Source organism: Natrinema soli (assembly GCF_028618695.1).
Map to the genome: position 1 here is coordinate 1 of NZ_JAQIVI010000366.1, position 23890 is coordinate 23890.

23 protein-coding genes and 1 tRNA gene are annotated in these 23890 nt (G+C 64.3%); 11 read left to right on the forward strand and 13 right to left on the reverse strand.

Features of this window, described 5'->3' with window-relative positions:
• Positions 1 to 127 precede the first annotated feature (127 nt).
• Positions 128 to 514 (reverse strand): TlpA family protein disulfide reductase, encoded by a 387-nt coding sequence (locus PGX04_RS20840; RefSeq protein WP_273740262.1) that lies wholly within the window; start codon positions 512 to 514, stop codon positions 128 to 130.
• A 330-nt stretch (positions 515 to 844) separates the two neighbouring features.
• On the opposite strand from PGX04_RS20840, the gene PGX04_RS20845 reads away from it, so the two are divergent.
• Positions 845 to 1828 (forward strand): PLP-dependent cysteine synthase family protein, encoded by a 984-nt coding sequence (locus PGX04_RS20845; RefSeq protein ID WP_273740263.1) that lies wholly within the window; start codon positions 845 to 847, stop codon positions 1826 to 1828.
• Between the two features lie 98 nt (positions 1829 to 1926).
• A complete protein-coding gene (locus PGX04_RS20850; RefSeq protein WP_273740264.1) occupies positions 1927 to 2697 on the forward strand; it encodes a hypothetical protein in 771 nt (256 codons plus the stop codon).
• A gap of 583 nt (positions 2698 to 3280) precedes the next feature.
• Here the strand turns inward: PGX04_RS20850 and PGX04_RS20855 are convergent.
• The 5 genes from PGX04_RS20855 to cyaB form a co-directional block, all read right to left on the reverse strand.
• Positions 3281 to 3895 carry a DUF5804 family protein gene (locus PGX04_RS20855; RefSeq protein ID WP_273740265.1) on the reverse strand — a complete coding sequence of 205 codons (615 nt, stop codon included), beginning with the start codon at positions 3893 to 3895 and terminating at the stop codon, positions 3281 to 3283.
• A gap of 278 nt (positions 3896 to 4173) precedes the next feature.
• Positions 4174 to 5352, reverse strand: a complete 1179-nt coding sequence (locus PGX04_RS20860; RefSeq protein WP_273740266.1) for a tRNA sulfurtransferase — start codon at positions 5350 to 5352, stop codon at positions 4174 to 4176.
• Positions 5353 to 5470: 118 nt separating this feature from the next.
• Entirely contained in the window at positions 5471 to 6730 is a 1260-nt protein-coding gene (locus tag PGX04_RS20865; RefSeq protein WP_273740267.1) for an MFS transporter, read from the reverse strand.
• A 151-nt stretch (positions 6731 to 6881) separates the two neighbouring features.
• On the reverse strand, positions 6882 to 8087 hold the full coding sequence (locus PGX04_RS20870; RefSeq protein ID WP_273740268.1) for a methionine adenosyltransferase: 1206 nt from the start codon (positions 8085 to 8087) through the stop codon (positions 6882 to 6884).
• A gap of 92 nt (positions 8088 to 8179) precedes the next feature.
• Entirely contained in the window at positions 8180 to 8725 is a 546-nt protein-coding gene (gene cyaB / locus PGX04_RS20875; RefSeq protein ID WP_273740269.1) for a class IV adenylate cyclase, read from the reverse strand.
• A gap of 88 nt (positions 8726 to 8813) precedes the next feature.
• On the opposite strand from cyaB, the gene PGX04_RS20880 reads away from it, so the two are divergent.
• Positions 8814 to 9791 (forward strand): FKBP-type peptidyl-prolyl cis-trans isomerase, encoded by a 978-nt coding sequence (locus PGX04_RS20880; protein ID WP_273740270.1) that lies wholly within the window; start codon positions 8814 to 8816, stop codon positions 9789 to 9791.
• Positions 9792 to 9895: 104 nt separating this feature from the next.
• Complete coding sequence (locus PGX04_RS20885) at positions 9896 to 10891, forward strand: DUF7972 family membrane protein (RefSeq protein ID WP_273740271.1); 996 nt, start codon at positions 9896 to 9898, stop codon at positions 10889 to 10891.
• Between the two features lie 24 nt (positions 10892 to 10915).
• On the opposite strand, the gene PGX04_RS20890 is transcribed toward PGX04_RS20885, so the two are convergent.
• The gene (locus PGX04_RS20890) at positions 10916 to 11542 is read right to left on the reverse strand and encodes an RAD55 family ATPase (RefSeq protein ID WP_273740272.1); all 627 of its coding nucleotides are present in this window, start codon (positions 11540 to 11542) and stop codon (positions 10916 to 10918) included.
• A 204-nt stretch (positions 11543 to 11746) separates the two neighbouring features.
• Here PGX04_RS20890 and pyrB point away from each other — a divergent pair, with 204 nt between their 5' ends.
• The 4 genes from pyrB (at position 11747) to PGX04_RS20910 (ending at position 16134) form a co-directional block, all read left to right on the forward strand.
• Positions 11747 to 12691, forward strand: coding sequence for an aspartate carbamoyltransferase (gene pyrB / locus PGX04_RS20895; RefSeq protein ID WP_273740284.1), 945 nt, complete (start codon positions 11747 to 11749; stop codon positions 12689 to 12691).
• Positions 12684 to 13172, forward strand: coding sequence for an aspartate carbamoyltransferase regulatory subunit (pyrI, locus tag PGX04_RS20900; protein ID WP_273740273.1), 489 nt, complete (start codon positions 12684 to 12686; stop codon positions 13170 to 13172). Before pyrB ends, pyrI begins: the two co-directional genes overlap by 8 nt.
• 405 nt (positions 13173 to 13577) lie before the next feature.
• Positions 13578 to 14423 (forward strand): hypothetical protein, encoded by an 846-nt coding sequence (locus PGX04_RS20905; RefSeq protein ID WP_273740274.1) that lies wholly within the window; start codon positions 13578 to 13580, stop codon positions 14421 to 14423.
• Positions 14424 to 14703: 280 nt separating this feature from the next.
• Positions 14704 to 16134 (forward strand): hypothetical protein, encoded by a 1431-nt coding sequence (locus PGX04_RS20910; RefSeq protein WP_273740275.1) that lies wholly within the window; start codon positions 14704 to 14706, stop codon positions 16132 to 16134.
• Between the two features lie 155 nt (positions 16135 to 16289).
• Here the strand turns inward: PGX04_RS20910 and PGX04_RS20915 are convergent, their stop codons facing one another.
• From PGX04_RS20915 to PGX04_RS20925, 3 genes are all read right to left on the reverse strand, one after another.
• Complete coding sequence (locus tag PGX04_RS20915) at positions 16290 to 16715, reverse strand: hypothetical protein (protein ID WP_273740276.1); 426 nt, start codon at positions 16713 to 16715, stop codon at positions 16290 to 16292.
• A gap of 113 nt (positions 16716 to 16828) precedes the next feature.
• A complete protein-coding gene (locus PGX04_RS20920; RefSeq protein ID WP_273740277.1) occupies positions 16829 to 17593 on the reverse strand; it encodes an enoyl-CoA hydratase/isomerase family protein in 765 nt (254 codons plus the stop codon).
• A 175-nt stretch (positions 17594 to 17768) separates the two neighbouring features.
• Positions 17769 to 18437, reverse strand: a complete 669-nt coding sequence (locus PGX04_RS20925; RefSeq protein WP_273740278.1) for a helix-turn-helix domain-containing protein — start codon at positions 18435 to 18437, stop codon at positions 17769 to 17771.
• A gap of 534 nt (positions 18438 to 18971) precedes the next feature.
• On the opposite strand from PGX04_RS20925, the gene PGX04_RS20930 reads away from it, so the two are divergent.
• Together PGX04_RS20930 and PGX04_RS20935 are read left to right on the forward strand one after the other, a co-directional pair.
• Positions 18972 to 19124, forward strand: a complete 153-nt coding sequence (locus PGX04_RS20930) for a hypothetical protein (RefSeq protein WP_273740279.1) — start codon at positions 18972 to 18974, stop codon at positions 19122 to 19124.
• Between the two features lie 290 nt (positions 19125 to 19414).
• Positions 19415 to 20926 (forward strand): hypothetical protein, encoded by a 1512-nt coding sequence (locus tag PGX04_RS20935; RefSeq protein ID WP_273740280.1) that lies wholly within the window; start codon positions 19415 to 19417, stop codon positions 20924 to 20926.
• Positions 20927 to 21520: 594 nt separating this feature from the next.
• Here the strand turns inward: PGX04_RS20935 and PGX04_RS20940 are convergent.
• Positions 21521 to 21594 (reverse strand) — tRNA-Lys (locus PGX04_RS20940).
• Positions 21595 to 21761: 167 nt separating this feature from the next.
• On the opposite strand from PGX04_RS20940, the gene PGX04_RS20945 reads away from it, so the two are divergent.
• Entirely contained in the window at positions 21762 to 23222 is a 1461-nt protein-coding gene (locus tag PGX04_RS20945; RefSeq protein WP_273740281.1) for a DHH family phosphoesterase, read from the forward strand.
• Positions 23223 to 23240: 18 nt separating this feature from the next.
• Here PGX04_RS20945 and PGX04_RS20950 read toward each other — a convergent pair whose 3' ends face one another.
• Both PGX04_RS20950 and PGX04_RS20955 read right to left on the reverse strand, forming a co-directional pair.
• Complete coding sequence (locus PGX04_RS20950; protein WP_273740282.1) at positions 23241 to 23534, reverse strand: PRC-barrel domain-containing protein; 294 nt, start codon at positions 23532 to 23534, stop codon at positions 23241 to 23243.
• 98 nt (positions 23535 to 23632) lie between these two features.
• A partial coding sequence (locus PGX04_RS20955; protein ID WP_273740283.1) for a DRTGG domain-containing protein occupies positions 23633 to 23890 on the reverse strand: 258 nt, incomplete at its 5' end.

A 23890-nucleotide genomic window follows, 5' to 3' on the forward strand; every position in this document is an offset into this window, starting at 1 on the left:
CGTCGTCGAGGAGGCGCTCGAGTGGCTCGGCGAAAACGAAGACGGAGAGAACGGTGGCCTCGATCCGGACGACGCGCCGTTCTGATCGGTGAGAAAAACGGTCGCGTTCGGAGTTCAGTGATTCGGTTCAGGCCGCGTCGGACTCGAGTGCGGTCTCGATCTCCTCTGCGAGCCAGACCGCCGGCGGCACATCCTCCTCTTCGACGAACCGCGTAATTTCCTCGCCCTCGTCGTTCTCGACCACGATCGTCGGAATGTACTCGATATCGTACTCGTCGACGCCGGGCCCCTGCTTGTCCTGATCGAGGCTGAACTCCTCGATCCGCTCGTCGGGGATCTCGGCGGCCTCGAGCGCCGCGCCGAAGTCGGGCAGCAGGGCGCGACAGTCCTTGCACCAGTCGCCGGCCCAGATCTTGTACACCAGTTCGTCGCCGTGCGCTGCGAGCGTGTCGACCGCGTCCTCGTAGGACGCCGCGTCCCACGTGGGGTTCGGCCGCATGGTCTCGAGACTCATACGCACGCCTTGCGTCTCGGACGGCTTAACCGCGGTGTTTCTGGCAGTGACTTCGCTCGAACGTCCGTCCGCCGGTTCTCGTACCCGATCGACCACCCACCGCTGGGTGGGACTGAAAGGGGCTGACGGGGTCGGGGAAGACGGGCGACGCAAGCACTGTCCGAACGGAGTGAGGACAGCGCGCAGCGAGCCCCTCGACCCCGTCAGGGGCTTTCTGGGTAGTTGCGGGTCTGAAACGCGCGTCGTGGGAGGAACCGCGACCGACGACTAGCCGGCACGTCCTGCCTGAGTCCAGTACGGGTTTACGTCTCGATTCCCTACGAGAGTCCAATGAAAGGGAGTATCCTGGACACCATCGGTTCGCCGCTCGTCCAGGTCGATTCGCCGGAGGGTGTGACGGTCGCCGCGAAGATCGAATCGTTCAACCCCGGCGGCTCGGCCAAGGACCGGCCGGCCCGCGAGATGATTCGGGCGGCCGAGCGCGACGGCCTGATCGAACCTGGCGACTCGCTCGTGGAACCGACCAGCGGCAACACCGGCATCGGCCTCGCTCTCGTCGCCGCCGCCCGCGGCTACGATCTGACGATCGTCATGCCGTCGGACAAGTCGAAGGAACGCCGGCGGATCATGGCCGCCTACGGGGCCGACCTCGAGTTAGTCGACGGCGACATGGCCGACGCCCGCTCTCGTGCCGACGAACTCGAGGCGACGGGCGCGATTCAACTCGGCCAGTTCGAGAACCCGGCCAACCCCGACGCGCACTACAAGACGACCGGCGAGGAGATCATCGAGCAGGTCGGCGACCGCGAGATCGACGCCTTCGTGGCCGGCGTCGGCACCGGCGGCACGATCTCGGGAACCGGCCGCCGGCTCCGCGAGGAGTTCCCCGAGATGGATATCGTCGCCGTCGAGCCGGACAGAAACGCCGTCCTCTCGACCGGCGAGGCCGGCACCGACGAGTTCCAGGGAATGGGTCCCGGGTTCATCAGCACCAATCTCGATCTCGATCTGCTCGACCGCGTCGAGACCGTCAAACTCGAGGACGCCGAGGACGAGTGCCGCCGTCTCGCACGCGAGGAAGGCGTCCTCGTGGGCCAGTCCAGCGGCGCGACGAGTCTCGTCTCCCAGCGCGTCGCTCGAGAGATCGCCGATCCCAGCGTCGACTGTCCCGAGGTGCCGACCGCGTTCGACGACGGCGGCGAGCCGGCTTCGCCCGAGACCGACGGCGGTCGAGCGGCCGAGGACTGTCCGCTGGTCGTCACCGTCTTCTGGGACAGCGGCGAGCGCTACCTCTCGACCGGCCTCTTCGACTGAGCGGGGAGCGGGCGAGACGCTCGAGGAATCGCATCTAACGAAAAGAGTCCTTTCACCTAGCCGAACCGCCTTTACCCCCCGTTCGTACGGTAGTTACGATGACACGTCCCTCCAGACGGACATTATTAGGTAGCACTGCGACGCTGATCGGTCTCTCGGCGGGCTGTATTGCCGACGGCTCCGAGAGCCCGTCCGACGACGATGACGATCGGAGCGACGCCGATGAGGGCTCGCCGGCTCCTGACGGTAACGAGAGCGACCCCGAGTCGGTCGGCGAGGACGGAGAGATCGAGGATCTCCCGGACGGTGTGGCCGATTACCGGACGCTACCCTACCAGTACGGTTCGTCGTCGGCGGAGTCCGACGTGGGGCTCCTCCGGGACGCCGACGACGCCGCGAACTGGCTCGAGGAGCGATTCCCGTCCGACACGGAGCCGCTCGACGAGTTCGTCGACGAGACCGATTTCGAGACGTCGATCCTCGTGTCGCTCGAGTCCAACGCGCCCACTCCGTGTTACGAGATGGTCCTCGAGTCCATCGATATCGTCGAGAGCGACGGTGAGGAGGACACCGGGACCGACGGCGACGACGAAAGCGACGAGGGAGGTGACGATGACGGTACCGACGAACTCGTCCTCGAGGCGGCGGTCCGAGACACGTCGGCCGAGGACGATGTCTGTGTCCAGTCGATCGCGACCGTCGGCCGTCTGGTTCGGGTAACCTTCGAGTCGGAGCCGCTGACGACCATCTCGGCGACCATCGTCGGTCACGACGGCAGTACCACGACCGTCTCGATGGCCAGCGACAGTGCGTCCGCGTCCGAGAGCACGAGTACTGATTCGGAATCAGGCCGCGGTAGCGATAGCTAACCCGCCAACAGTAGTGAGTGATACAGTTTCTTTATTTATAACTGGGTGAGAAATAAAAATACGGGTTTAGTAACCACAGATGCGAACTTACCGCTGTAACTTCTGTCTGATGGCAATATAATTGTGAGAATCGTGCTAGATACAGAGCGCATATGTTTCGACTATTGGATTCTGGAGACCACGGTGACTATGGGTGTGGAGGAGTCCGTGCCCGCCTGAGTGTGAACTACTGTGAATCCACAGATCGTTCGAGAGTTTTGAGACCAAGATAGACGACTGCTCCTACGAAAAGACCCTCTATAGCTGCGTTCACCACGACAGATTTGATGAAAGTTAGCTGTATTAATTGAGTGACTGCTGTACCAAGAGCCGCAAAAATGCCGGCGGCAAACGCAAATTTGAGCCTAACCATATTATTGTTAGAAAATACATATTTATGGCTGTTTCGGTGGTAGATAGAACTCATTATATTTCCCGTACTGAATACCCCCTCTGTACTGGGTGGAATTTTTCATGGATATCTCTGCATAAACAATCTGTGCTACTATCTACTGGTGACGGCTCGTGGCAATTCGAGAAACGCTTACGGAGAGTATTCGGCTTCGGTCAGACGGACGACGAGGGTGTCCTCGACGTCCCTGAGATCGTACTCGGGGAGTTCGCCACCGGTCCGGCGCACGTACAGCGGTTCGACGAGCCGATGGGTCGGCTCGGCGGCCCTCGCTCGATCGGCTTCGCTCGAGTCGTCCGCATCGTCGTCTCCCTGACGTTTGTCCCCGTTGGCAGCGTCGCTCGTCCCGGTCGAGTCGGGACCCGAACTCGCGTCCGTTGCGTCGTCGGCAGTCGCGTCGGCTCCCGCGTCGATCCGCTCGAGGCCGTAGATCTTGCAGAACTCGGCCGTTTCCGCCGACTCGATCTCGCCGTTTCGGAGCCGTTCGGCCAGCGGTCGCGAGAGCCACTCCGCGTCGCTGATACTGGGCTCCTGGACGAGTGCCTCGTCGACGAACCGCGTGAGATACCAGTTGAGATCGTTCAACAGTGAGACGGCAGCGCCGACGCTGACCGTCCGGACGGCGAGCGAGTTCTCGAACGGCCGCTCGAGGTCGTACGTCGCGAGGGCCTCGCGGGACGTCTCTCGGGAAAGCAGTTCGTACTGGAGATTGCTCCCGGCCTCGCCGACGAGACAGACGCGGGTCACTATATTGTGGTGGGTGCGACGGTGTAATGTCGGTTTCGGCTTCTAGACGAGTTTCTCGGAACGTTCCACATTCGAAACGCGGATTCCGTTGCGACGACAGCGATGATGAAAGCCCCTGGCTCTCTCGAGTCGAGGGGCTCGCTGCGCGCTGTCCTCACTCCGTTCGGACAGTGCTTGCGTCGCCCGTCTTCCTCGAGAGAGCCAGCCCCTTTCAGTCCCACCCGGCGGTGGCCAGCTGAGTCAGCTTCGATCAGCGGGAAGATGGTGAGTCGCAATCGTTAGGGCTCGACCAGTTCCGCGTTCGCCGCCGCGTCCTCGGCGCGCTCGAGCAGGTCGTCCGGTTCCGCGGCGAGCAGCGGCTCGAGGCGGGCGTTGGTTTCGACCTGATCTGGAGTGACTCGGTTGCAGCCGGCGTCCATGGTCGAGTCCGTATAGGTACCGATCTCGCGGGCCTGGGCGACGATGTACTGTTTGTCGCGGGTGAGGAGGGGACGGTGGATCGGGAGTCTGGTAGCGCGGCTGGTGACGCCGAGGTTTCGAACGGTCTGGCTGGACTTCTGGCCGGCGGCCTCGCCGGTGACGATACCGTCCGCGTCGACGCGCTCGGCCAGCGTCTCGGCGGCGCGGTAGAAGAAGCGCCGGAGGGAGAGCATTCGACCCTGCTCCATCTCGCTGACGAGGAGATCGACGGTCTCGCCGCCGGGAATCTCGTAGACCTGCATGTCGAAGTTCGGCGCGTATTCGGAGAGGATTCGAACCGTCTCGAGCGCGCGCGCCTCGTGGTCGATCCCGCCGTAGTCGCCGAGATCGACGTAAGCCGGGATAACGGGACTGCCGCGTTTCATCATCTCGTAGGCCGCGACCGGCGAGTCGATCCCGCCGCTGACCAGCGCGATGACCGGCTCCTGCGAGCCGAGCGGGAGGCCGCCGGGGCCGTCGACGTACTCGAGGTAGATGAACGCCACGTCCTCGCGCACTTCGACGCCGAACGTGAGATCGGGATCGTCGAGGTCGACTTCGGGCTCGAACTCGTCCGCGACGGTCTCCCAGATAGCGGTGCCGGCCTCGCGGGCCAACTCCTCGCTATCGTAGGGGAGCGTCTTGTCCGACCGGCGCGCGTCGACCGCGAACGTCCCGCCGTCGTAGTGCTCGCGAGCGGTCTCCTCCAGCGCCTCGAGGATCCGTTCCTTCTCGGTGCTGACGGTCAGGGCGGGACTCGCGGAGACGACGCCGAAGGTGTCCGCTGCGGCCGCGGTCGCCGCCTCGACGGCGTCTTCGCTCGTGTGAATCAGCGGCCGGTTCCACCGGCGCTCGACCTCGCCGGGAATCGATCGGTCGGCGAGGAGGGCCTCGAGATTCTCCGCGAGGAGCCCCTCCATGTACCGCTTGACCCTGTTGCTCTTGGTGTTGACGTCCCCGTGACGGACGAGGACGGTATCGGCTCCCGGCGGGTGCATGGACTGTGCTAGTCGGCCGCGGCTATAAGGGGGTTACGAGGAGAGTATCGGTCTCGAGCGGACGCGAATCCCTCGGAGACGATCGATTCCTCGGCTTCAGAAGAGCGACACCTCGGCTTCAGATAACCGATTCCTCGACCGTCGGACTCAGGCTACCCGTGTAGGAGTAGATTCCGGCGACGAGAACGACCCCGGCCAGCAGCGGAACGATTGCGCTGAGCGCGTACAGCACGTCGTAGCCGACCGCCTTCGCGAAGGGCAGGGAGATCAGCGGGCCGAGTCCCCCGCCGACGTCCCCGAAGATGTTGTTGGTCCCCATCGCTCGACCCATCCGCTCCTCCGGCGTGAGATCTGCGAGGAGGGCGGTCAACGGCCCGCCGACGCCGCCCTGTCCCGCGCCGATCAGCGCGCAGGCGACAATGACGGCCCCGAGCGAGGGCGCGACCGTGAGCACGACGAAGCCGGCGCAACTGGTCGCGAGGAAGGCGAGTAGGACGGGTATGCGAGCGCCGACGGCGTCGCTGATCTTCCCGCCCGAAATGGTGAAAACCGCCCCCGAGAGGGCGGAGACAGCCATCAGCAGCCCGGACGTGCCCTGTTCGCCGTAGTCGATGCCGTAGCCCGCGAACTCGAGCGAGAGCGTCAGCGACTCGACCTCGAGGTAGAGGACGAGCGTCGAGAAGAGGACGCCGATGTACGCGAAGTAGAGCCCGAAGTTGACCAGCCCGACGGTGAGCGCGGGCAGGGTCGTCTCGAAGTCCCAGGGACTGATCGACGAGTCGGCCGACTCGACGTGAGTCTCTGGGACGATGAAGAAGGCGATAACGCTCGCGAGGCCGGCGAAAGAGGCCGCGAGGACGAACGCCGCGACGTTGCTGTAGACCTCGCTGACGATACCGCCCAGCACCATCCCGGCGGGGAAGCCGAAGGTGATCCCGGCCCGGACGATCCCCATGCTCGTTCCCCGCGAACTGGCCTCGCTGACGTCCGCCGTGATAGTGTACGCCGTCGCGAATACGAGCGCGCTGCCGATCCCCCACGTGACTCGCGCGACGACGAACCAGAGTTCCGGCACCGCGGATTCGATCGCGATCACGTAGCCGAACGTCGCGAGTCCCTCGATCGCCAGTCCGGCGACGAACGGTTTCCGAGTCCCGATCCGGTCGACGAGCACGCCCGCGGGCCCGTTCGCGACCAGCCGGGTCCAGCGGTTCGCCGAGAGGATGACGCCGACCATGAACGCCGAAATTCCCAGCACCTCGCCCAAGTTCGGCAGGATCGGAAAGACGACGCCGCCGCCGAAGCCGACGAAGAAGGTGCTCGCGACGACGGCGTAGACGACGGAGCGGGAGGTCGATTTCGAACTCGAGTCGGACACGGGCGGTCACTACGTGTTTCGATTCGTAACGCCGTACGATAGGCCCGTTCTTGACTATTCCGACGGCACACGTGTGATGCCGGTTCCGATCGCCGATTCCGGTCGCCAATCCCTCCGGAATTCCGGTTCGAGAAAGAAACGCAGCGGCCGATTAGAACGTCGAGAGTTCGCCCTCGATCACGCTGCGGGTGATCTCGGTCACGTCCGCGAGTTCCCGGTCGACGATCGCTTCGACGTCGGCCTCGACGTCCGAGACCGCGACGCCGTCGTCGGTGACGACGTGCACGTCGGCGACGTGTGGCTGGTCGATCGGGCGGCCGATCTGGGAGAGGAGGCGCACGCGCAGGTCGCGGATGCCGTCGACCTCGCCCACGACCTCCTCGGCGATCTGCGTCGAGAGCAGGTTGTAGATCTTCCCGATGTGGTTGACCGGGTTCTTGCCGCTGGTGGCCTCCATCGACATCGAGCGATTGGGCGTGATGAGCCCGTTCGCGCGGTTGCCCCGGCCCACGGAGCCGTCGTCGCCCTGCTCGGCGGAGGTGCCGGTGACGGTGAGGTAGATCGAGCCCTCCTCGTAGTCGTCGGCCGTATTGACGTGGACGTTGACCGCGCGGTCCGTGTGCTCGCGCGCGACGCCGTCGACGAACTCTCGGACTGACTCGACCGCCTCGACGTAGCCGTCGAGATTCGGAATGTACTCGTCGACCATCGCCGCGGCGACGGTGACGTCGATCTGCTCACCCTCGCGCTTGCCCATGATCTTCACGTCCGGACCGAGCGCCGGATTCTCTGCGGCGTACTCGCCGTTCAGTCGTCGCTCGGCCTCGAGGACGATCTCCTCCGTCTCGGTTAGCGGCGCGTGGCCGACGCCGAAACTCGTGTCGTTGGCCATCGGGACGCTCACTTCGTCTTCGCCGAAGACCTCCTGCAGATCGCCGCTGCCCTCGCCGAGTTTCACGTCGACGACGACGTCCTCGCCGACGGTCAGCTGGGGGATGTTCTCCTCGAGGTACTCGCGGGCGGCCCGCAGCGCGATCGTCTCGGCGGGGATCGTCTGGCCCTCGTAGTGTTTGGTCGCGCGACCGACGATCAGCAGGTAGATGGGGTCGACGACTTCGCCGCCGCCGAAGGCGGGTGCCGCCTCGCCGGCGACGAGTTGCGTTTCGTCGGTGTTGAAGTGCAGTACCTCGCCGACGCGGTCTAGGTACTCGCGTGCGAGTGCCCCCGCGACGCTCTCGGCGATCCCGTCGCAGATGGAGTCGGGGTGACCGATTCCCTTCCGTTCGACGATTTCGACTTCCTGGTCCTCGACCGCTTGCCGCTCGATAGACTCGATCCGGATGTTCCGCTCACTCATTGGCGGGAGTTGACGGAGCGAGTTCGTATAACTTGCGGAAACAGATACGGGACAGAAAATGCTTGCAGGTAATGCGGCTGTCAACTGCCAGTCTATTCGGACTCGAGCAGTAGGCCGAGATACGAGGTTCTGAGCTGGTCGTCGGGATCGAGACCCAGCCGCTCGAGCACGTCGTATGCGCCCTCGCGAGCCGCCTCGAGTTCGGTCTCCCCGTCGATGTCGGTCTCGACCTCGACGTACTCGCCGACGTCGTCGACCGAATCGAGGGTGACCGTGTAGCCCTCGAGCGCGAATCGCTCTCGGTCTTTGCGAACGGTCGCGGCGGGTTCGAAGCCGAGGTTCGCTAGAATCGCGTCCATCGTCTCGCGGTCCGCGACGCTCGTCTCGACCTCTTCGCGGGTCTTGGATTCGTCGTCGACGAGCGGCCCCTTGTAGGTGATGCGGGTTTCGTCGGGCGCGTCCTCGGGTCGTTCCGAGCGAATACGCAACGCCTCGTCGGTCTCGGCGAACTCGCGATGGGGCGCGTCGTAGTAGGTGTCGACCTGGACGACGGCACCGCGAGGCGTCGCCTCGAGCGCCTCGAGACGGTCGCGGACGGCCTCGAGATCGGCGGGGACCTTCACTTCGACCTCGTACATGGGCGGGGGGACGGACGGCGGTCGTAAGTATCGGTCGCTCTCGCCCGAAAACGTCGTACTTAAATGTGGACGGCCGGACGTACAACGTATGACTGAGGATCAAGAGGCCGAGCTCGAGGAGCAGGCCGATGACGTCGATGAAGAAGTAGCCGAGGAAGCCGCCGACGAAGCCGAGGGGCTTCAGGAGGGCGACTTCGTCGAACTCGAGTACACCGCGTACACCGTCGAAGACGAACAGCTGGTCGACACGACCGACCCCGAGGTCGCCGAGGAAGAAGGCGTCGACCAGGAGGGCCAGGAGTTCAAGCCGCGAACGATCGTGCTGGGCGAGGGCCACATCTTCGAGGCCGTCGAACAGGGGATCATCGGCTCCGAACCCGGCGAGTCCGGCACCGTGACCGTTCCCGCCGAGGACGCCTTCGGCGAGTACGACCCGGACGACGTCCAGACCGTCAGCGCCGAGAAGATCGACGAGGACGACCGCTACCCCGGAGCGAACGTCCAGATTGACGGTGAGCAGGGCTACATCAGCACGATCATCGGCGGTCGCGCCCGCGTCGACTTCAACCACCCGCTGGCCGGTGACGACGTCGAGTACGAGTACACCGTCAGCGAGGAGGTCGACGACCGCGAACAGCAGGCCGCCGGCCTGTTCGAGATGTACCTCGGGATGGAGCCCGAACTCTGGATCGACACGGACGAAGTCGAGGAAGAGGTCCCCGTCGAACCCGACGACGATGCCGACGAGGACGACGAGCCCGCGGAACCCGAGTTCGAGACCGAAACCGTCGAGAAGGAGACGCTCTACCTCGAGGCCACGCCCCAGATGACGATGAACCAGCAGTGGATGATGGGCAAACAGCAGATCGGCCAGGACGTCATCGACAAGGTCGGCGTCGACCGCGTCATCGTCCAGGAAGTCATCGACGGCATGGGCGGCATGGGCATGGGCGGGATGATGGGCGGCATGGGCGGTATGGGCGGCGGCGACATCGAGGAAGCCCTCGAGGACGCCGACGTCGATGCCGACGAAATCGTCGAAGAGCTCGAAGGCGCGGAAGAGTAACACCACCCTGCGATCGCCGGCCGTTTCGCAGTTCACTGACGACGACCACGGACGTGCGCGTCTCGCCTTTTTCGCTCGCGGGAACGTAGACTCGATCGGCCACGATGGACGATGCGACGAGTGACGACCGCGCGGGATCGAAATCGGGCACCGGCGTCGGGCAGCCGATACAATGGGTATTGCTCACCGGTAATCGATTCGTGATCGCGGCCACCCTCGCGGCCGGGTTCGGGGCGGTTTATCTGGTGCTTTCGATCAGCGGCTTCGCACCGCTGATGGACATGCAGCCGTTGTTCTACGCCTTCAGCGGACTGATATCGGGGAACTTTACGTTGATAACCGTCGTCGTCTCGATCAATCAGCTGGTGCTCTCGCGAGAACTCCGAACCCCGGGGCAACTCGAGTCGCAGATCGAGCGGACGACCGACTTCCGCGAGGAGGTCGAAACGGTCACGAACCGAACCGCGCCGGCCGAACCGGCCGGGTTTCTCCGGCTCGTCGCCGAGAGCACGCGTCGAGACGCCCAGCGGCTCGGCGGGCTGTCCGTCGGCTCGGTGCCGGCGGACGCCCGGGACGAAATCGACGAGATCACGACGGAGATTACGGACGAGTTCGACCGAATCGACGCCCACATCGAGGCGTCCGCGGACGGTATCTTCGACACGCTCTCGATGACGCTCGAGACGAATTTCGCACACGAGATACAGCGGCTCGAGTCGGTCCAGCGAACGCACGGGGACGACGTCCCTGCAGTGGTGGACGACGCGATCGGCGACGTTCGCGATCGGTTGCGGGAGATGGATATCGCCCGCCAGTACTTCAAATCGATGTACCTGCAGGTCGAACTCTCCCGACTCTCGCGATACTTACTCTACGCGGGCGTCCCCGCCGTCGGCACCGCCATCGCCGCGCTGTTCGTCCTGACCGCGGCGGCGGGTCCGCCCTTCGGAGAACCGGTCCGCGCGGTCCTCTTTCCGTTGGCCGTGGCAGTGGGCGTCTTCCCCCTCGCGTTGCTGTTCGCGTACATCCTGCGAACGGCGACGGTCACCGAGCGGACCGCCGCGATCACGCCGTTTACGACGCCCGAGCAAGAGCCGTGACCGGCACGGGAAACGACGGGTGCCTCACGCGATGTCGCGGCTCGTGTCGATCGCGACCTCCTCCGTCAACTCGAGTTTGATCGCCTCGGTCGGCTGGCTGCCGCCGCGGAACTTGGGGATCGTCAGGTGGTTCTCGAGTTCGGTGCCGGCGATCATGGTCCGGAGATCGAAGACGGCGTCGACGGCGTGGACTGTCCGCGATCGGTTCGCCGGTTCGTCGTCTCCTTTGAGACAGTGCAAGACGGCGATGCTCCCGGTCTCGAGCATCGTGGCTTTGAGTTCGTTGAGAAACGCGACGTACTCCTCGGTGTCGCGTCGCTCCAAGACGTCCATCGTGTCGATGATGAGGTTGGCACCGTCCGGCAGCGCACCGACCAGTCGCGTCGCCTCCTCGATCGGGGTGTCGCTGGTAACGTGTCTGACGGTCGGGCTGCCGACGGACGACGGGGAGGACTCGATGGCGTGGCGGACGGCGTCGTCGGAGCGTTCGGTCGAGAGGTAGAGGGTTCCGCGTGCGGCCGTGAGTTCGTAGAGGAGGAGTTCGGACTGGCTGGCCGGCTCGGCGGTGTACGCGACGAGACATCCCGGCGGGAGTCCGCCGTCGAGCTTTCGATCGAGCACGTCGATTCCGGTATCTAGCCGACCGACCATTCAATTGTGACCAATTACTGTAGTGTCTGTATAACTCTTTGCCCTCAGGGACACGTCCGCTCGAGATTCCGTCAGTGTCGCAGGTCGTGCCCGGATCGGCCCGCGGAGAACTGACGCGGCAGCGGCGACCCGACGAGAACCGACGCGATGGGGACGGCATGGAATGGGGAGATTCAAGGGGACTGCCACAGCCTACACGAACGAATGCGCCACGATCACCTCATCACGAGCAAACAACTCTCACGGGCGGACATCGAGACCGTTCTCGACTACGCGGCCGAGATCGACGCCGACCCGTCGGCCGTCGCGGACCGTCACGCGGGGACGTTGCTCGGCCTGCTCTTCTTCGAGCCGAGCACGCGAACGAAGATGAGCTTCGAGACCGCGATGAAGCGACTCGGCGGCGACGTCGTCGACATGGGCTCGGTCGAGTCCTCGAGCGTGACGAAGGGAGAGACCCTCGCCGACACCGTCCGCGTCATCGAGGGGTACGCCGACGCGCTCGTCCTGCGCCATCCCAAGCAGGGATCGGCGACGATGGCGAGCGAGTTCGTCGACGTCCCGCTGGTGAACGCGGGCGACGGCGCGGGTCACCACCCGACCCAGACGCTACTCGATCTCTACACGATCCGGGAGAACGCCGGGCTCGACGACCTGACCATCGGCATCATGGGCGATCTGAAGTACGGTCGGACCGTCCACTCGCTGGCCTACGCGCTGACGAACTTCGATACCCGCCAGCACTTCATCAGCCCCGAGAGCCTGCAACTGCCCCGCGAGGTCGTCTACGACCTCCACCAGCAACAGGACGGGACCGGAATTCGAGAGCACGACGCCCTCGAGGAGGTCCTGCCCTCGCTGGACGTCCTCTACGTCACGCGGATCCAGCGCGAGCGCTTCCCCGACGAGAACGAGTACCAGAAGGTCGCCGGCGAGTACCAGATCGACGCCGAGACGCTCGAGGCCGCGAGCGACGATCTGACGGTGATGCATCCGCTGCCCCGGGTCGACGAGATCGAACCCGAGATCGACGGGACCGATCACGCGGCGTACTTCGAACAGGCGCACAACGGCGTGCCGGTTCGGATGGCGCTGCTGGACCTCCTGTTGAGCGACGATAACGGGATCTGGGGTGATGGCGATGAGTGACGAACACGACCACCACGACGGCAACGACGATCACGAACTGCGGGTCAGCAAGATCCGCGACGGAACCGTTATCGATCACGTACACGGGGGGCAGGCGCTGAACGTCCTCGCCATCCTCGGTATCGACGGCACCAACGGCGAGGAGGTCTCCGTCGGGATGAACGTCCCCTCGGATCGCCTCGCGCGCAAGGACATCGTCAAGGTGGAAGGTCGCGAACTGAGTCAGGACGAAGTCGACGTCCTCTCGCTGATCGCACCCGACGCGACGATCAACATCGTCCGGGGCTTCGACGTCGTGGAGAAACACCGCGTCGAACGACCCGACGTCGTCGAGGGCGTGCTCTCCTGTCCGAACGCCGGCTGTATCACGACCGGCGGCGAGCCCGTCACCTCGCGGTTTTCGGTGCTCGAGGACGGCGTGCGCTGTTCGTACTGCGAGACGATCGTTCGCGACGAGATCGCATCGTTGATCGACACCTGAGACGGTCTGGTGCACCGATGTACCGGAGCAACCGCAGGGCGGTTCGCGGTTCTCCGGAACTGACTGACAACAGTCCGTCTGAGACGGGCCCTAACGGGTTTCCGGCGCGACTGCGACCGTCCTGCGGGCGCGACGAGATCGACGTGCACCGGTCCGTCTAAGCGACGTGGCGCTCGGCGTCGATTCTCTGGACGGGACAACCATCCAGAATATCTAAGTATTTGCCCCCCGTATTACTTCATGTACATGTCACGTACCGTCAAAGTCGTACTCGCCCTGTTCGTCATCGCCGTCCTCTACAAGGTCGCCTTCAGCGGCTCGTCGGACGTCGAAGTCGACTACGAACCGACCGAAGCATAGATCCGATTCCGAACGGCTTACGGGGATGGCGGCGTACTCGAAGGTATGTACGGCGTCGTCACCCGTAACGCCGAAGAAGTACGGTGGCCGGAGTTCGACCGCGGCTTCTACGAGGTCAAAGACGTGACCGGCCGGTCCGCCGAACCGATCGCCGACGGGGTGAACATGGTTTCCTGTTTCGGTGACAACGCCGCCGCCGACGCCGATCCGTCGCTGCTCCCCGTCGACGACATGGGCCGACCCGCCGACCGGGAGCGAGCGTACTTCGACTGGGCCTACATCTGCCCGTCCCGCGAGGACTACCGGGAGGGCCTGTTCGAGATCATCGACGACTGCGTCGCCGAAAACGAGGACGTCCGCCTCGACGACATCGGCTTCCCCCGCGCGGAGTACTGTCACTGCGGCGTCTGCGAGCAGGAGTTCGAGGCGAGCGAGTACGACGATCGCGTGGAGTGGCGGGCCAGCGTCATCACCGACTTCGTCGCGGAAGCGGTCGAGCACATTCCCGGGACGGTCTACATGACGCTCTACCCCGATCCCTATCCCGGCCACCTCCTCGAGCGCGCCGGCATCGACCTCGCGGCCATCGAGGAGTACGTCGACGAGTTCGTCGTCCCGCTGTACGACACGGCCTACGGAACGACCTACTGGCTCGAGACCATCGCGAAGGGGTTCGAGAGCGCGCTCGAGACCCCGTTTAATATCGAGTTGTACGCGGTAAACGTCGATGTCGACAACCTGATCCACGCGACCGAAGTCGCCGAGGAGTACGCAGACGGGGTCTTCTTCGGCTACGAGGCGAGCAACGGACGAGCGGCCCTGCGGCGGATGCAGGCCGACGAGCGCGAGGGAGTGACCCACGGCGAACCGGGCGCCGGATCGGAGTCCTGACCGCGGTCGGCGTCCGCCGTCGGTCCCAAGTGACTATTACTTCCCTCCTTCGGTCGGTATCGGTGTGAAACTCGCCCAACAACGCGTTCTCGAAACGGCTCGTCGGCATCGGATCCGTCCCCCACGTATTCAGTTTACTCGCGTTCGCCCGGATTACGAGCGGTTACGTCGTGTTCCGGACGGAACCGACGCGGCCCTTTATCTGCGTCTCGGCCGCGCTCAGTCGTGACCGAGGATCACGGCGGTGACCGCGATGACCGCGGATCCTCAGGCGACTACTATGCGACAGAACCAATCCCAGCAGTCGGCGGACACACGGCAGACGGCAGAATCGACGATGGATCAGGGCCAGCAGGCGATGGAGCAGCTGATCGAACTCCAGCGAAACATGGCCCGCACGACGCTCAGTGCGCTCGAGTGGCAAGAGACCGCCCAGCAACAGGGCCTCGAGATGACGCGATCGATGCTGCAGAACACGCCCGGCCAGCAGTTCACGGAGTCGATGATGCAGCACTATCTGCAGGGAATGGAGGCAGTGATACCCGAGATGGAGCGGGTCATGGAACAGGGCTTCGAGGCCGCTTCCCAACCCCAGATGAATCAGCGAGAGCAAATGGGGGGCCAGTGGGAGCAGACGGGCGGACAGTTCACTGACCGCGGACGACAGGATCAACAGGAGAGCGCTCGGCACGGGACGCGCGGCCGGATGGAATCCCAGCCATCCCAGGCTCGAGGGAGCCACCCCTCGTCCCAGGGAATGCAGCGCCAGTCGACCGGAAGCCAGCAGATGGGGCAGTCGACGAGCGCGCAGGGAGCGACGGATCGGCAGGGAATTGATCAGCAAGCCGAAACGCTGACGGATCAACACCAGGGGATGCAGCCGGGTCAACAACAAGGAATGCAACCGGGCCAACAGCACGGAATGCAGCCGAATCAGCAAGGGATGGGGGGAGATCAACAAGAGACGAGCGGCCACTCTCAGCCCCACCGCTCGCAACAGTCGCAGAATCCCAACCAATACACTCAAACCGGCGAGTGGATCTCGCCGGAGGAGTACGGCGGTGAATCGGCCGGTGCGACCGGCTACCAGCAGCAGCCGATGACGACCGAACCGAGCCACTCGAGGCAGTCCGAGTTTCAGCAATTCGGCGGTCAGCCCCAGATGGGCGAAACAGATCGGTCGCAGCGGGCCACCGAGCGGGCACACTCGTCGGGGCAGTTCGAGCAGGGGAACCAGCAGGACAGTCAGACACAGGGGCCACGCCAACGGCCTGAAACGCAGCAACACCGGGGGACTGAAACGCGGCAGGGACAGGAGCGAGCCCAACACGGTGGCCCGACCCAACGCAGCGAACAGGGGCTACCCGACCGGGAACGGGGACAGTCGGCACAGCAACGACAGTCACCGATGCAGACCAGCCAGGGCCGCTTGCGAGAGCAGTACTCACAGCGGATCGATCCCGATCGGCGGGGACAGGGCGAACAGCACCCCTCGACGGATCGGGGTCAGCAAGGACAGTCGGCCCAGCGCGGACACCCGTCTCCGCGCAGTTCCGAAGCGGACGCGATCCGCGAGCGCGATCGCGGCGAAACGAACGTGACCGACGAGACCGATGAGACGACCGAAACGGATCGCTCGTCGGACCGATCCGCGCGATCGGCCGCACCCGAGAGGGACGCCGACGAGAAGCACGGTATCGATGAAGAGTAGCGAGGGAACCGAACCCGGCCCCTTCGGTGACATGCGGCCCGAGGCGTTTCTCGAGGTGAATCGGGGTCCACGAACTCAGCGTCAGTCACGGGACGAAAAAACGAAACTCGTGGTGCGGCCGGGACGGCCGATCCGACGGAATCAGAGGAACGGTATTACCGGGTGTTGTCGTCGCCGAGGAGGTCGTCATCGTCGTCCCGTATCACGCCCTCGTCGTCGCTGCCGCTGATATCGTTTTCGTCCCGATCGATGCCGCGATCGTCCCTCGTTCCGGTGCCGGTTCCGGTCGTTCCGGCTCCGGTATCCATATCGCCGGTCCCGCCGGTCGTGTTGGCGCCGGAGAGGTCTCGCTCGAGGCGGATTTCGTCGTCGGTCACGCGACCGATCGCCTCCTCCTGCAGCGGGTACGTATCTTCACCGCTATCGCCCCAACCGAGCGTCGCCTTGATCGAGTCTGTGATTCCGGGATCCGGTTCGACGTGAGCTGTACCGTGCTGGACATCGGCGACCATTCCGACTTCGTCGCCGTCCGCGTTGACGACGGACTTGCCGACGTCATCGTCGGTAATCTGGGGGGACATTGCGTTTCGACGAAGGATAGAGTCGCGCAAGGTCGTGGTGCTTGCGGACGCTTGCGACCGGACGCGTTTCGGATTGCGAGACGGATGGTCGGACGAACGCGAGTCCGGTTCGATTACTCGAACTCCGGTTTCCGATCCTCGAGGAAGGCGGTCACGCCCTCCTCGTGAGCGGCCGACGTGCGGGCCTGGGCCTGCAGCAGGTTCTCGTAATCCAGCGCGTCGTCCCACAACCGACCCAGGTTCTCGTGCATCGCCTGTTTCATCATGCCGATCGTGGCCGTGGGTCCGTTCGCGAGGCCGTCGACCGTCTCTGCGACCCGATCGTCGAGTTCCGCGGCGGGGACCGCCTCGTTGACCAGCTCGAGGTCGGCCGCGCGTTCGGCGTCGAAGAACTCGCCGGTGAAGGCGAGTCGCTTCGCGGCTCGGAGGCCCACGATGTGCGGGAGCATGACGGTCCCGCCGGTGTCGGGGATCAGGCCGACCCTGACGAACGCACACGAGAACGTCGCGTCGGTGGCAGCGTAGGCGATGTCCGCGAGCGCGACGATCGAGAGCCCCGCACCGACGGCGTCGCCGTTGACTTTCGCGACGATCGGGACCGGACACTCGAGCATCGCCTCGACGACGCGGCCGAAGGTCTCGGTGACCTCCTCGTAGGCGTCCGCGGACGATTCGGGCGTCTCAGCCAACGACTCGAGGTCGCCGCCGGCGCTGAAAGCGTCGCCCGCGCCGGTGATGACGATCGCGTCCTCGGTCTCCGGAGTAGCCCCTTCGATCGCGTCGGCCAGTTCGTCCGCGGTCTCCGTCGTGAGCGCGTTGAGCGCGTCCGGGCGGTCGAACGTCAGTCGCAACACGCCGTCGTCGCTGTCGATTTTCATGTCGTACGTATCGCGTGTGAGGATAAGTAATGGTAGGTGGTCTCCGCACGAGTCACCGTCAGTGCTGTACGCGCCTCGAGATGCGTATTCAACTCGTGGGGGACTCTCCGTCGGTCGACAGCCGATAAAAACATCGAGTCGGGCGTCGGACGGGATCGCCTGGAGACGAGCGCGTTTAGTTCGTCGGAATCGGCGGTGCGGCGGTGTCCTCTTCGGTCACGTTGAGTTCGGACGTGACGAGCGCGCGGTAGGCTCGGCGCAGGCGCTCGGAGAGCGCCTGATGGGAGATGCCCAGTTCCTCGGACAGTTCCTGCATCGAGACCTCGCGGGGGATCTCGAAGTAGCCGTGATCGATCGCCGCGACCAGCGTCTCGTACTGGCGGGTCGTCAGGCCACACTGGGAGTGCGTCTCCTCGGCCAGATCGAACAGCCGGACGATCGTCGGGGTCACGTCGTTGTCGTCGAGACGGTCGTACAGTGAACTGACGCTCTCGCGGTCGACTACGCGGACGCTGAGCAGCCACGTGCCGTTGGACGCCGAGGCGCTCAGTACCGTCCCGCCCTCCTCGAGGACGATTTCGAAGGGGTCGACCGTGTCGGGTTCGAACTCGATGTCGTAGAGCCAGCGGTCCTCGTCGCTGCTGATCTGGGAGTACGTCCCGATGGCGCCCGCCTCGTCGAGTGCGTCCTCGACCTCCGACTGTGCCGGGCCGGAGAGCCAGAGGCCGTGGCCGCTCGAGGCGATCACTCGCTCCATCTCGCACGTGAGTGAGGGAACGGCCTCGAACAGCTCGCCGGTTCCGGTTCCGTCCGCCGGAATCTCGATGTCTGCGATAGATGTCATGAGTTTCACCCGTAAATAGCACGAGGACGTCCATAACCCCACTTCCAAAGCACTTAGAGGAGGTTAGAGTGACTATCACTCTATATGATTGGTTCGAGAGATGAGGATCGCAACAGCGTCGCAGAGACGGCGAATTAGTACGTCAGGTCGTTCCGATCAGCAGTGAGACGGTGACCGCGATCGCGACCAGTGCGAGCGCGATCGGAACACCGCATCGACCTCGCTCGCGATTACCGAGACGCGGATTTGCGTCACCGTGATTCGTGGCGTGTACACGACCATCCGCCGAACTCGTCGATCGTCCGGCCCAACAGCAGAACCACGGCAGAACGATCCCGGCCGCGGGCAGAACGATCCCGGTGGCGATGAGTTTGCGCGCGAGCGGTGACGACGAAAAACGGTGTGGCAACGAACGTCTGGGTCAGGACGACGCTACCCTGACTGCCCGCGGCGAGCACCGCTCGACGGTTTCTCGGAGCCGATCCGAGCTGATCGTCGTGGCTGGGTAGACGCCTCGTTCGATCGCCCGCGCTGTTGGCACGTCGCTGTTCGGACCGACGAGTCGCTTCGTCAGAACAGTTCGACGCGGATCCGGTCGGCCGCGAGATCGTCAGCGACGGCTTCGGCGTCGGACTCGAGATGACTGGTCGCGTGACCGATTCGCTCGAACGCAAGCCCCTCACGTGATGGTGTTAGCGGACAGAGTCGATCGAGCGGACGGTGTGCATCGTCTTCTACGTCGGTCGCTTGGAACGCAGCGACGATCCTCCGGGCGAGCGAAACTGTTTCGCTCGCCGAGTCCGTCGGTGCAACCGCTTAATTCGGAGCTAAGGATTCGAGCTGCCAGCGCGCTGATTCCGCTCGTATCCGCTCGAGAGCCCGTCAGGAACGCTCCAAGCGATCGTTCGTTCATTTCAACGGGTTCGAATTGAATTACCTCGATTATACGTAATAGTCCCCGTTTCCGAACGAGAGTCGTGACTTCAAACGACTCACGAACCCTGCGGTTCGGTCGGCGATCGTATCTGAAAGGCTGTGTCGTCGGACTCGGTTCGACGCTCTCAGTTGCCGGGGTGGCGGGTGCAGCACAGAGTGGGGAACAGAACGAACAGCAGTACGGGACCGTCGTCGACGTGGTCGAGGCTGGCGCTGACAACGAGGGCAACGAGTCCGTCACGCCGGTCTTGCGCGAACACGTCGACGACGATACGCTCCTCAAATTCCCGGCTGGGCGGTACTACATGGACGAGCAACTGCGGCTCACCGGGTTCGAAAACGTCGGGTTCGTCGGCGAGGACGCGACGCTGGTCCCGGCGACCTACCACGAGTTCGACGGCCCGCAGTATCGCCTGTTCCGGATGGGAACGAGCGACTCTCCCGGACGGGAGCTCCGCTTCGAGGGATTCGACATCGACCAGACGGCGTCGGACACGGGGATCCGCGTCCTCGAGGCTCAGATCGAGGACGGCCTCGTCGTGCGGAACGTCTTCATCCGCGGCGTCCACGACAGCGGGACGTGGGGGCCGGGGCTGTTCAACATCACCAACCCCGACGGACGCGGTCTCGTCGAGCGCTTCTGTGCGGTCGACGGCGGCGCTCACGTCGACGACACGCCGAACGCGGGGAACATGTGGCGCGGACCGACCGGCATCGGGGTCGACCACAATCACCGCGGAACGCTCGTGTTCGACGGCTGCGTGCTCGGCGGCTTTCCGGACAACGGACTGTACGCCTCGAGCGAAACCGGTCGAATCGACGTCGACGGCGGCCGGTACCAAAACAGCGGGACCGCCTCGATCCGCCTCGGCGGCGCGACGGGCACGATCAAGGACGCGACCATCGTCGTCGACGAGAATCCACACGACTCGAGCGGCCAGCACGCGATTCGGCTCGATCACGGGGACCAGTTCACACTCGAGGGCGTCAGTATCGACATCCCCCAGCCGAACGGCGACGCGATCAGGATCATGAACAGCGTCGGCACCACCTCGATCGCGGGCTCGGAGATTTCCGTCGCCGATGGATCGAACAACGCGATTCTGGTCGACCCCGAGGCGGGAGCGACGGCGGTCCAAGACGTCGACATCGAGATCAACGGGAGCGCAAACGCGGTTCAGATCCGCGGGCAGGACGCCGGAGCGGTCGACTTGGAAGACGTTCGCATCACCGGCGACGCGGACGGATCGACGATGCGCCACGCGATCCTCTGTGAGCGAAACGGCTGTCGGTTCGACGGGCTCTCAGTCGAACAGCTCGGCTCCAACAAACGCCGCGGCCTCGATCTTCGGGGCGACGACGCCACCGTCGTCAACTCCGAGTTCAAGACGACGCACACGCCGATCGTTGTCAACGGTGCGGACGACGTGACGATCGAGAACTGTTATGCCGACTCCGTAGAGGATGTTAGCTCTCTGACTATCATCGACGACTCCGGTTCCGTCTCCCGCGCGAACAACGAGTTCCCCGACGGGGTGCGAGATAATCGGTAAGGCAGCGGGATCGGCGTCGAATCAGACACGGGGCGATTCGATCCGTTTCAGTCTTGAGTGCTCGGAGAGTTTTCGCTCCGACGCTGGCTGAGATCCGTCTCCGTGTCGATTCGGGATCGGTTTTGCCGCTTGCGAATTTGCTCGCGGCGAGAAGCGGGCCGGGCGCGATTTGAACGACGTGAAGACGGTCGCTCGCTCCGCTCGCGCTGCGCTGCGACTTCTCTACTTCAAATCGCTCTGTCCGTTTCGCTCCTCACGAAATTGTTCGTCGCAAAAGCGGGCCGGGCGCGATTTGAACCTGCCCGAGAACCTGCTCACTCCGTTCGCAGGACCTCGGTCTGCTTCAGATTCCGACCGCAGGAGGAATCTGAACACACGGTCGGACGTGCTCACTCCGTTGCGCGCGACCTCCCTGCGTTCAAATCCCGCCGGTTCCGTTGCTATCGGCTCACGGAATTGTTCGCCGACAGAAAGCGGGCCGGGCGCGATTTGAACACACGGTCACACGATCGCTCGCTCCGCTCGCGCTGCGTGTTCCCTGCGATTCAAATCGCGGTCGCCGCTTTGCTCGTCACGAATTGTTCCTCGCAGAAGCGGGCCGGGCGCGATTTGAACACGCGACCGTCTGATTAAGAGTCAGACGCTCTGCCGGACTGAGCTACCGGCCCTGTACCTGCGACTTTCCCTCGGTCGTTCAAATACGTTTCCCTTGGCGGGCAGCGTGGCAGTGATCCACGGGCGTGACAGTCATCGCCCTCGAGTTGTTCCATCCGAACCGTCACTTTGTGCCACTCTTCGGGAGCGTTAAGTGCGGCCGGTCCGACCACTCGGGCATATGAGTACGGGGGTTACGATTTCGTCGATCTCTGACTACGCTATCTTGGGATGTGGGAGCGTGGGCTACGCCGTCGCGGAGGAACTCGTCGAACAGGGGAAGGACGTCTTCATCGTCGATCAGGACGAGAGCCGCGTCGAATCGCTCCGCGACCAGGACCTGGACGCCCGGACGGCCGACATCCGCGAATCCGGCGTCGCCGACCTCGTGGCCGACCGCGATGTCGTCCTCATCCTCGCCTCGGACGTCGAGTCCAACAAGCGCGCCGTCGAACACATCCGCGAGAGCGACGGCGACCAGTTCATCGTCGCCCGCGCGAGCGATCCCGTCTCCGGCGACGAACTCTCCGAACTCGGGGCCGACATCGTCATCAACCCCTCCACGGTCATCGCCGAATCCGCCCTGCGCGCCCTCGAGTCGGGCGAGCTCGAGTACAATGCGGGGAAGCTCGCCGATATCGTCGAGCAGACGGCGACGCGGCTGGCGATCGTCACCCAGGACAGCCCGGATCCGGACTCGATCGCCAGCGCGGCGGCGCTGCAAGCGATCGCCGAGCATCTCGGCATCGAATCCGACATCATCTATCTCGGGGACGTCGGCCACCAGGAGAACCGAGCGTTCGTCAATCTGCTCGGGATCGACCTCGTCCAGTGGGACGAGATCGAGGACCACTCGATCTACGACACCGTGTCCCTGGTCGATCACGCGACCTCGGGCGAGATGGACCTCCCGATCGACATCGTCATCGATCACCACGAATCCGAGACCGGGGACGGGGTCGAACCCGAGTTCGTCGACATCCGACCGAACATGTCCTCGACGTCGACGATCATGACGAAGTACATTCAGGAGTTCGACATGAACGTCTCCGAGGAGGTCGCCACGGCCCTGCTCTACGGCATCCGGGCGGAGACGCTGGATTTCAAACGCGACACGACTCCCGCCGATCTGACCGCCGCCGCCTACCTCTATCCGTTCGCCAACCACGACACGTTAGAGCAGGTCGAGTCGCCGTCGATGTCCCCCGAGACGCTGGACGTGCTCGCGGAGGCCATCACCAATCGCGACGTCCAGGGGAGTCACCTCGTCTCCAACGCGGGCTTCGTCCGCGACCGCGAGGCGCTCACGCAAGCCGCCAGCCACCTGCTCAATCTGGAGGGCGTCACCACGACCGCCGTCTTCGGGATCGCCGACGAGACGATCTTCCTCGCCGGTCGCTCGAAGGACATCCGCATCAACATCGGCAAAGTGCTCGACGACGCCTACGGCGAGATCGGCGAGACGGCCGGCCACTCCACGCAGGCCAGCGCGGAGATCCCGCTGGGGATCTTCACCGGAATCGAGATCTCGGAGGACACGCGGGAGACGCTACTCGAGTTGACCGAGGAAGCGGTCAAGCGGACGCTGTTCGACGCGATGGGTGTCGAAGGAGGGAGCAGCGAGGGCTCGAACGGGAGCTGAGAGGACCGCAGAATCGAGTTACGCGACGAGTTCGTCTTCTTCTTCGTCGGGTTCGCGAACGCGTTCGACGACGTCGTTGATGAGAATGACGTCGCCGACGGAACGGACCCAGCGGTAGGGGACGATGATTCCCTGTCCGCTTCGGGCTTCGTCCGCGAACAGTTCGCTGTTCAGATTCGCGAGCGCGAGACCGGAGACGGCCTCGCCGTCGATGGTCAATCGGAGATCCTCGACTTCGCCGACGAAGACGCCGTTGTTCGAGTAAACCTCGCGGCCGACGAGTGACGTGATTTCTTGGGGAGTGTCGTCCATGTCTGGGCTCATGCGCGGTGGACTCTTAACTTTTAGTCAGACGCGATAATCCCCCGTGCATTTTCCGCACCGAAAGGAGAAGCGGAATGCGTGTAGAGTTACCCCAGAATCGAGTCGACGGCCGCGTGATCGGACAGTAGTCGTTGCATCCGGTCGACGGTGTCGGCGTCTCGAGTCCGGCCGCTGCGGACGATGTCCTCGGCACGTTCGACCGTCGTGAGGGTGTCCGTCTGCACCGCGAGGATCGGGACGCCCTTCTCGCTGGCCTGCCCGACGATCGCTCTCGAGGGCCGGTGGCCGCCGGTGAGGATGAGACAGCGGACGCCGGGGGCCTCGAGCGCGGCGGTGTGGATCTC

What these genes read in the sequence shown, in the direction of transcription:
- PGX04_RS20840 (WP_273740262.1), bottom strand. Translation starts at nt 514, where the DNA reads ATGAGTCTCGAGACCATGCGGCCGAACCCCACGTGGGACGCGGCGTCC.
- PGX04_RS20845 (WP_273740263.1), top strand. Translation starts at nt 845, where the DNA reads ATGAAAGGGAGTATCCTGGACACCATCGGTTCGCCGCTCGTCCAGGTC.
- PGX04_RS20850 (WP_273740264.1), top strand. Translation starts at nt 1,927, where the DNA reads ATGACACGTCCCTCCAGACGGACATTATTAGGTAGCACTGCGACGCTG.
- PGX04_RS20860 (WP_273740266.1), bottom strand. Translation starts at nt 5,352, where the DNA reads ATGCACCCGCCGGGAGCCGATACCGTCCTCGTCCGTCACGGGGACGTC.
- PGX04_RS20870 (WP_273740268.1), bottom strand. Translation starts at nt 8,087, where the DNA reads ATGAGTGAGCGGAACATCCGGATCGAGTCTATCGAGCGGCAAGCGGTC.
- cyaB (WP_273740269.1), bottom strand. Translation starts at nt 8,725, where the DNA reads ATGTACGAGGTCGAAGTGAAGGTCCCCGCCGATCTCGAGGCCGTCCGC.
- PGX04_RS20880 (WP_273740270.1), top strand. Translation starts at nt 8,814, where the DNA reads ATGACTGAGGATCAAGAGGCCGAGCTCGAGGAGCAGGCCGATGACGTC.
- PGX04_RS20885 (WP_273740271.1), top strand. Translation starts at nt 9,896, where the DNA reads ATGGACGATGCGACGAGTGACGACCGCGCGGGATCGAAATCGGGCACC.
- PGX04_RS20890 (WP_273740272.1), bottom strand. Translation starts at nt 11,542, where the DNA reads ATGGTCGGTCGGCTAGATACCGGAATCGACGTGCTCGATCGAAAGCTC.
- pyrB (WP_273740284.1), top strand. Translation starts at nt 11,747, where the DNA reads ATGCGCCACGATCACCTCATCACGAGCAAACAACTCTCACGGGCGGAC.
- pyrI (WP_273740273.1), top strand. Translation starts at nt 12,684, where the DNA reads ATGAGTGACGAACACGACCACCACGACGGCAACGACGATCACGAACTG.
- PGX04_RS20905 (WP_273740274.1), top strand. Translation starts at nt 13,578, where the DNA reads ATGTACGGCGTCGTCACCCGTAACGCCGAAGAAGTACGGTGGCCGGAG.
- PGX04_RS20910 (WP_273740275.1), top strand. Translation starts at nt 14,704, where the DNA reads ATGCGACAGAACCAATCCCAGCAGTCGGCGGACACACGGCAGACGGCA.
- PGX04_RS20915 (WP_273740276.1), bottom strand. Translation starts at nt 16,715, where the DNA reads ATGTCCCCCCAGATTACCGACGATGACGTCGGCAAGTCCGTCGTCAAC.
- PGX04_RS20920 (WP_273740277.1), bottom strand. Translation starts at nt 17,593, where the DNA reads ATGAAAATCGACAGCGACGACGGCGTGTTGCGACTGACGTTCGACCGC.
- PGX04_RS20925 (WP_273740278.1), bottom strand. Translation starts at nt 18,437, where the DNA reads ATGACATCTATCGCAGACATCGAGATTCCGGCGGACGGAACCGGAACC.
- PGX04_RS20945 (WP_273740281.1), top strand. Translation starts at nt 21,762, where the DNA reads ATGAGTACGGGGGTTACGATTTCGTCGATCTCTGACTACGCTATCTTG.
- PGX04_RS20950 (WP_273740282.1), bottom strand. Translation starts at nt 23,534, where the DNA reads ATGGACGACACTCCCCAAGAAATCACGTCACTCGTCGGCCGCGAGGTT.